Source organism: Nitrincola nitratireducens (assembly GCF_000585235.1).
Classification (GTDB): Bacteria; Pseudomonadota; Gammaproteobacteria; order Pseudomonadales; family Balneatricaceae; genus Nitrincola; species Nitrincola alkalisediminis.
Map to the genome: position 1 here is coordinate 1 of NZ_AONB01000048.1, position 1,953 is coordinate 1,953.

Here is a 1,953-nt window from a genome sequence, read left to right on the forward strand (position 1 = left end):
TAGGTCATTTGAGTATTAGAGGCGTTGTTAGTGTTTCGATGTTGATCGAAGCTCAGTTACAACCTTGACGGGTAATCCGGCTATTTCGGCGATCATTGCATCATCCATTTCCGTCATTTTTATTAGGTTGCGTGCAACTTCACAGCGAGCTTCAGTACGACCTTCAGTACGACCTTCAGTACGACCCTCCATCTGGCCTTCCAGTCGACCCTCCATACGAGCGGTATTGCGCTCTTTTTTAACTAAGTTTTCTAAGTTCTCTGCTAGCATGTCTTTGTCCTCTACTAGGCTATTGAGTCGATCGAGTTTGATCTCGGCTCCTAGGTAACTCAAATGTCGCTTAATCCAACGTGTCACAACTCTATCAATACGCTCTTTATGCGGAGATGCCTGAATGATCGCTGTGATTTTATCGACCGCTTGTTGCAGTGCTTCCATACTGTGCCCTGCATTCTCAACGCCAAATATTCCGCTCAGAGGGGTCGGCTTAAGCCCGAGTTCTTCATTAGTATAGCTTCCTTCATCCACTAAGTAATAGCGTAGATGCGGTTGATAGGCTTTCAAAAAATCGGGTGGCTCTGGGAAAATCAGCTCACTAATGTCGTGTTTTGCCGACCAGCGTTTAGATCCGTTGTACAACACAATCGGCAATATTGGAGGTAACCCTTTCTTTAAGGTCGTTTTTTTGTTTTTCAGTAAATGGTCATAAAAGCATGCCACATAGTGCATTAGCCTGATGGGCATGGTTGGGTCGGGTTGAGATTGAAACTCTAGTAAAATGTATAAGTAGACGGGTTGCTTAGCGCCGTCCCAAGTGATATCGACCGACCACACGACATCTTCCAGTTTTTCTTCAAATAGTGGCGTGATGTAATTGCCGCTGTGGATAGTAAGAGTTGAGAAATCCATGATGTTAGCAATTTCTGAGGGTATAAAGCCTTCAATGAGTTGCTGGACAAACTCAGGATAGCTAAAGACTTCCTTGTACGCGGTATCGTAATGCTTTGCCATACGAGAGACTCCTTTCTGTTGGCATTGTGTTACATCCTTGTGAGTGAGAAGGGCCTTGTGGAGTGAATAATTAACGAGGCTCTTTTCGTAGAGATTAGAATAAGCCCTGACCTATCAATACACAAGACACGGCATTAATCCCCTCTTGTTTCCGGTGGACGCTTGCTTTTAAAAAAAGATATCATTCCAGTCAAAAGCAAAGGAGTTGCTATGACCCACACGGAACCAGACCGCAATACAGATTATGACAGCCCATGGAAAATAGCCCTCGATGGCTATTTTCAGGAGTTTTTACAGTTACTTTTCCCTCATATACCTCCAGAAATCGATTGGAGCAAAGGGTATACCTCGCTGGATAAAGAGTTGCAGCAGGTGACGCCAGATGCAACTTCCGGTAGACGTTATGCTGACAAACTGGTTAAAGTGTATACACTCGGAGGTGACGAGACGTGGCTTCTGATCCATGTTGAAGTATTCGTATGATGTATGAGCGAGGCTACAGCAAAGAGCAGATACAGGAATTATTCAATGTGATTGATTGGATGATTCAGCTCCCTTCAGCCCTGAACGACGATTTTTTGAATGCGGTCTATGCAATCGAGGAGGATAAAAAAATGCCTTATATCAATACAGCTGAACGTGTTGGTTTAGAGAAAGGTGAGCAAATAGGGCTTCAAAGAGGTCGCCAAGAAGGACGCCAAGAAGGCCGCCAAGAAGGCCGTCAAGAGGGTGAAGCTATGGCTTTACGCAAACTCATAAAAATGAAGTTTGGTGATGTTCCTGAGTGGGCGGATGAACAACTTTCCAATGCCGATATAGCTAAGCTTGATCGCTGGATAGAAGGGATATTAACTGCAGAGACGCTTGAGGCTTTATTGTGTAGGCAGTGATTATGTGTCTCTAGCTCATAGTGACTATAGAGACCTTACTCTGAGTGGTCGT

3 protein-coding genes are annotated in these 1,953 nt (G+C 44.5%); 2 read left to right on the forward strand and 1 reads right to left on the reverse strand.

Going from position 1 to position 1,953, the window contains the following annotated elements:
- Positions 1-27: 27 nt before the first annotated feature.
- Positions 28-1,011, reverse strand: a complete 984-nt coding sequence (locus D791_RS18485; RefSeq protein WP_036514969.1) for an Rpn family recombination-promoting nuclease/putative transposase — start codon at positions 1,009-1,011, stop codon at positions 28-30.
- A 210-nt stretch (positions 1,012-1,221) separates the two neighbouring features.
- Between D791_RS18485 and D791_RS21260 the strand changes: the two genes are divergently transcribed.
- Entirely contained in the window at positions 1,222-1,494 is a 273-nt protein-coding gene (locus D791_RS21260) for a hypothetical protein (RefSeq protein WP_036514972.1), read from the forward strand.
- Positions 1,491-1,901, forward strand: coding sequence for an RpnC/YadD family protein (locus D791_RS21265; RefSeq protein WP_237748715.1), 411 nt, complete (start codon positions 1,491-1,493; stop codon positions 1,899-1,901). The genes D791_RS21260 and D791_RS21265 overlap by 4 nt, the downstream gene beginning before the upstream one ends.
- The last annotated feature ends 52 nt before the right edge of the window (positions 1,902-1,953 follow it).